This window comes from Pseudonocardia halophobica, from assembly GCF_027922425.1.
In the GTDB taxonomy this organism is placed as follows: domain Bacteria; phylum Actinomycetota; class Actinomycetes; order Mycobacteriales; family Pseudonocardiaceae; genus Pseudonocardia; species Pseudonocardia halophobica.
Genome location: NZ_BSFQ01000257.1, coordinates 1 through 577, shown reverse-complemented (window position 1 = coordinate 577; position 577 = coordinate 1). Strand labels below are relative to the sequence as shown.

The following is a 577-nucleotide window of genomic DNA, read 5'->3' as shown; positions in this document are numbered from 1 at the left end:
CGGTTCTGGGCATCACACCCTTCAACTTCCCGGTGAACCTGGCCGCCCACAAGATCGGGCCCGCCCTGGCGGTGGGCGCGCCCATCGTGCTCAAACCCGCGCCGAAGACGCCGCTCAGCGCCCTGTTGCTGGGCGAGATCCTGGCCGACTGCGGGCTACCGGCGGGCGCGTTCTCGGTGCTCACGGTGGACGACGAGGTCGCTGCCGGTCTCGTCGCCGACCCGCGGATGCCCGTGGTGTCGTTCACCGGGTCCGGACCGGTCGGCTGGGCCATCCGGGACGCGGTGCCCCGCAAGCACGTCACTCTGGAGCTCGGCGGCAACGCCGGGGTGCTGATCTGTCCGGACTGGAGTTCGGATGCCGACCTGCGGCAGGCGGCCCGGCGGATCGCGACCGGCGCAAACGCCCAGGGCGGCCAGTCCTGCATCTCGGTGCAGCGCGTCCTCGTCGACAGGACGGTGTACGAACGGTTCCTGCCCGTGCTGGTGGACGAGGTCGAGCAGCTCGTCGTGGGTGACCCCTGGTCGCCGGCGACCACCGTCGGGCCGTTGATCAACCGAGCCGCTGCACAGCGGAT

At 71.2% G+C, this 577-nt stretch carries 1 protein-coding gene; it reads left to right on the top strand.

The window, feature by feature from the left end:
- The coding region (locus tag PKE99_RS38495) for an aldehyde dehydrogenase family protein (protein ID WP_271215163.1) at positions 1 to 577 on the top strand (577 nt) is incomplete at both ends.